Raw genomic sequence first — 4833 nt, forward strand, 5'->3', positions numbered from 1 at the left:
GCGCGCCGCCCCCCGCCGCCCCCCCCGCGCCCCCCCCCCCCGCCGCCCCCGCGTGCCCGGCCGGCGGGGGGGGGGGGGGGGGGCCGGCCCCCGCGCCCCCCCCCCCCCCCCCGGCTCCCTGGCGGTTCTCGGCGGAGATCGACGGAGATGTGCTGCAGGGGCGCGCGGAGGCGGAGTTCGGACAGTTCAAGATGATCGCGTCCATCGAGGGCGTACGCGTCGGCTCCGACGCCCGGGTGGGCTTCCGCGAGGGCTCGGAGGCGCTCGTCGAGACCCTGACCGCGTGCGGGGTCGAGTACGTCTTCGGCTACTCGGGCGGCATGACCACCTCCGTGCAGCGCAGCATCGTCGGGCAGGGCGTGCCCAACATGAACGCCCGCACCGAGCTGTCGGCGGCCTGGATGTCGTACGGCTACAACCGGGTGAAGCGGCGGGCCGCCTCGGCGACGCTGAGCTGGTGCGTCGGCTCGCTGCACGCCGCACCGGTGGTGCTCGCGGCCAAGCTCGACTCCACCCCCCTCGTGTACATGCTGATGGAGAACTCGGCGGCCTGGGACCTGCGCGACGCGCTGCAGGACGGCACCGAGCTTTACTCGGCTTTCAAGTCCCTGGCCAAGTACGTCAGGCGGATCGTCGACGGCCAGGACCTGCCGCTGGCCGTACGACAGGCGGTGCTCGCGGCGAGCACCGGCAAGTTCGGCCCGGCGGTGCTCGACCTGACGCACGAGGCGATGTACGACCGGACCACGATCAGGACCGAACCGCTCACCCTGCCGTCACCGCCCGCGGCCGACGAGGAGGCCGTCCGGCGGACGATCGAGCTGATCGGGTCCGCGTCGAGGCCCGTACTGCTGGCCGGTGCGGGCATCCACATGGCCGACGCGACGGGCGAGCTGCGCCGGTTCGTCGAGGCCAGCGGGATTCCGGTGGTAACCAGCGGCCCGGGCGGCCGGGGAGTGCTGCCCGACGACCATCCGCTGTACGCCGGCGACATGAGCGGCTGGGGCTACTTCGGCACCGGCACCCGGCTCGCCGAGGAGGCCGACCTGTGGATCGCGGTCGGGTTCTCCTTCTCGCAGACGGCGACCGCCTCCTGGTCGCTGGCCAAGCCGGACAACGTCGTCCATGTCGACGTCGAGCAGTCGCAGCTGGGGCGGATCTTCCAGCCGACCGTCGGTGCCGTCGCCGACGCGGGGAAGTTCCTGGCGCAACTGGGCGACCGGCTGGACGAATCCGGCCTCCGGCGCACGGACGGCGGCGACCCGGCCAGGCTCACGGAGATCGCCCGGGCCAAGGAGTCCTACCTGGAAGTGCTGCGCTCCTTCACCGGGTCCGACCCGATCATGCCCGCCGCCGTCGGCCAGGCACTGGCGGCGGAGGTCCCGCCAGACACCATCCTCGTCAACGACGAGGGCTTCATGGTCCCGGGGATGGTCTTCAACGAGGACAAGTACCCGTCGGGCTTCGCCAACCCGCTGGGCTTCCACTACGACTCACTGGGGTCGACGCTGCCCGTCGCGATCGGCGCCAAGCTCGCCGCGCCCGACCGGCTGGTGGTCAGCGTCGGCGGCGACGGCGGCTTCTTCTACGACTGCGCCGACCTCTCGGTACTGGCGGAGCGCAACCTCAAGGTCGTGAGCATCGTCCTCAACAACGGCGGCCTGTACGGCGGCCGGCGCGGCCGTGAGCACGGCGTCAACGCGCTGCCCCTGACGCACTGGACGGACCTTCCCGAGGAGACCGACTACACCGCGATCGCCAGGAGCATGGGCGTGGCCGGCGAGCGGGTCGAGAAGGCGGCTGACATCGCGCCGGCGATCCGGCGCGCGATCGAGGCGGACGGCCCCTACTTCATCGAGGTGATGACGTCGGGGAGCACTCTGCACCTCTCGCTCAACGCGTGGCCCGACCCGGATCCCAAGACCGTCCGCAAATTCGGCCACGGCGACCGTTCCGTCGAGGGCTCGTGGCCGAGCTGACGCGCAACGACCCGATCAGGGCCGGCCCGTGAGGCCGGTCGGCGTGGCCGCGCCGATCCGCTCACGTTGACGCTCGACAGAGGAGTACCCACCCGTAACACGGGTCAGCGCGTCCAGCTCCGCCGCGGCGTCCATCGGCATCCTGTAGGCACTGCGAACGGAAGCCACCAGGACCTGGGCGCACATGTCGGTGACGTCTTCGACGCTGATCCGGTCGAGGTTGTCGAGGTAGGTCACCGTGACAGCGTCGACATAGCCGCTCCAGCCGGTGAGCGCCGCCTGCAGCTGCGGCGGCGCGCTTTCCGGGCATCCCAGTGACGCGGAGATCTCGGCCAGCGCGTCGAGCCGTGCCGCCTGGAGCACCTCCCGGACCTGCTCGTCCGCGTGGCCCGTCCTCATCATGATCGCGAATCGCTCGGGGTGCAGGCGCGCGTACTCGAAGTGCCGGAACAGAAAGCCGTGGACGCGCTCGACGGCCGTCAGCTCCGTGTCACGTGGCCTCTCATAGGAGACGAGTTCTTCCCATGCCTGCCGAATGGCGGCCGCAAAGAGGCCGCGCTTCCCTCCGAAGTGGTACGACAACAGGCCGTGCGCGACTCCGGCCCGCCCACAGACCTCGTCGACCGAGACGTCCTCGTACGGCTTTCTCGCGAACAGCTCAAGCGCCGCCGCGATGAGCGCTCCGCGACGACCGACATGGGTCTCACCGACAACGCCCTCGCCGGGCACGTTCTCGGCTTGTATCGGGGGCACTCCTCGAGTGTCACTGGTGGTCGCCACGGTGGGAATTCTAGGGCAGCGAAAACCTGTACCTGCCAAGTTCTCCCGTCAACCTGCCCTGCTTCACGCGCGGCGAGACCGACCTCGCCATCGCCAACGAAAGGAATCGGCATGAAGATCATCGCTCTCGAGGAGCACTTCCTCACCCAGGCGCTGCGGGAAGCGACCGCCGACCATCCGGTCAGCCGTCTGTACGAGGAGACGATCCCCCACTTCATCGGCCCGCTCCTCGACCTGGGTGATCGACGCCTCGCGGACATGGACGCCGCGGGCATCGACGTCCAAGTGCTCTCCCACACCGTGCCCGGCCCGGAGAGCCTCCCGGCGGACGCGGCCGTACGGCTGTCCGTGGTGGCCAACGACGCCTTGGCCCAGGCCGTCGCCGCCCACCCCGACCGGTTCGCCGGCTTCGCCGCCCTGCCCATGCCCGACCCCCGGGCCGCCGCGCGGGAGCTCGACCGGGCTGTCACCGACCTGGGCTTCGTCGGCGCGATGATCAACGGCCATGTCGGCGGCCGCTACCTGGACGACGAATTCTTCTGGCCGGTGTTCGAGGCCGCCCAGAACCTCGGCGTGCCGGTCTATCTGCACCCCACCCGGCCGCCGGAGCCGGTGTTCGAGGCCAGCTACGCGGGCTTCACCCCGGTCGTCAGCGAGATCCTCGCCAATGCGGCCTGGGGCTGGCACATCGACACCGGACTGCATGTGCTGCGGCTGATCCTGGGCGGTGTGTTCGACCGCTTCCCGAACCTGCAGATCATCATCGGGCACATGGGCGAGGCGCTTCCGTCGATGATCTGGCGGGCCAACTCGGTACTCAACGCGGTCGCCGGCCTGGACAGGCCCGTCGTCGACTACTTCACCGACAACCTCTACGTCACCACCAGCGGACTGTTCGACTACGCACCTTTCGCGGCGACCCTGCACGCGCTGGGCACCGACCGGATCCTCTTCTCCGTCGACTACCCCTTCAGCGGCAACACGGCGGCTCGTGAGTTCCTCGACCGCCTGCCCTTGAGCCGACCGGACAAGGAGAAGATCGCCCATATCAACACCGAAAAGCTGCTCAGGCTGGGCAAGTGAACCGCTGAACGTACCGGTCGTGAACCCGGCAAGTGGGCCCTTCCTCCGGTCGGTCACCGCCTCCGTGGTCAACTGGTCCCGATCCTGAATGAGGGTCCGTCAGCTTGCTGAAGGACCCTCTCCACAAGCCGCAGGCGCTTGGCCTCCCAGAGCCGGTCCCGCTGCCGGTGGCGCAGTTCCAGTTCGGTGTGATCGGGGTGCTCGGCGTTGGTGACGAAGCAGGTTAGCCGTATGCCGTCGGCGCCGATCTCGGCGAGCCGGGCGTCGGCGCGGATATCGACGTCCGGCTCGACGGCCGGTGTCCCGCGGACGCATGGATCTTCGAAGGAGGACTGGCACCGCCCGCGTGGGGACTGCCGGTTGACGAACTCCTGGGTGCCGTTCCCGAGGTCGGTCGAAGCCGACTGCCGTGGCCTGTTCTGACGGTGAACAGCGTCCAAAGGTCGGGGACAGGTTGCTTCCTTCGGAGGGGTCACGCCGGTGGATGGCGGGGTTAGCGTCGGCGACGCTGTCGCCTGGAATCTCGACGGGGCGCCCTTCTGGAAGGGACACCCGTTCGGCCGGCGCCTTGGAGAAAGCAAACTTGAGGAGGATCTCATGGTGGCTGCTGACCGGCAGGCCGGGACGGGCGGTTACGGCTCGCTGAACGGGACGATGCAGGCCTTCCTATCCGAGGTCCAGAAGGATCTCGCTCAGGGGATGCTCTCGCCACGGGTGCTCAACGACCCCGACATCCACCGCGCCGAGCTGGACCGCATCTTCACCAAGTGCTGGGTGTTCGTCGGACACGTCTCGGAGATCCCCAGCCCCGGCGACTACGTACTGCGCTACATCGGCGAGGACCAGTTCATCCTGGCACGCGACGAACAGGGCGATATCCAGCTGCTCCTGAACAGCTGCGTGCACCGCGCCTCACCGGTGTGCCGGGCGGAAAAGGGAAACACCTCGCACTTCCGCTGCCCCTACCACGGCTGGATCTACAAGAACTCCG

General features: G+C 69.3%; 4 protein-coding genes. 3 read left to right on the top strand and 1 reads right to left on the bottom strand.

Annotated elements, in window-relative coordinates:
* The first annotated feature begins 149 nt into the window (after nt 1-149).
* Nucleotides 150-1979: a thiamine pyrophosphate-binding protein gene (locus ACFXC1_RS35095; RefSeq protein ID WP_381250656.1), complete on the top strand. Its 1830-nt coding sequence runs from the start codon at nt 150-152 to the stop codon at nt 1977-1979.
* 15 nt (nt 1980-1994) lie between these two features.
* On the opposite strand, the gene ACFXC1_RS35100 is transcribed toward ACFXC1_RS35095, so the two are convergent.
* A complete protein-coding gene (locus ACFXC1_RS35100) occupies nt 1995-2708 on the bottom strand; it encodes a TetR/AcrR family transcriptional regulator (protein ID WP_381250658.1) in 714 nt (237 codons plus the stop codon).
* Between the two features lie 162 nt (nt 2709-2870).
* Between ACFXC1_RS35100 and ACFXC1_RS35105 the strand changes: the two genes are divergently transcribed.
* Nucleotides 2871-3842, top strand: a complete 972-nt coding sequence (locus tag ACFXC1_RS35105) for an amidohydrolase family protein (RefSeq protein WP_381250660.1) — start codon at nt 2871-2873, stop codon at nt 3840-3842.
* A gap of 597 nt (nt 3843-4439) precedes the next feature.
* A partial coding sequence (locus ACFXC1_RS35110; RefSeq protein WP_381250662.1) for a Rieske 2Fe-2S domain-containing protein occupies nt 4440-4833 on the top strand: 394 nt, incomplete at its 3' end.

This window comes from Streptomyces hokutonensis (assembly GCF_042751305.1).
Classification (GTDB): Bacteria; Actinomycetota; Actinomycetes; order Streptomycetales; family Streptomycetaceae; genus Streptomyces; species Streptomyces hokutonensis_A.

What these genes read in the sequence shown, in the direction of transcription:
- ACFXC1_RS35105 (WP_381250660.1), top strand. Translation starts at nt 2,871, where the DNA reads ATGAAGATCATCGCTCTCGAGGAGCACTTCCTCACCCAGGCGCTGCGG.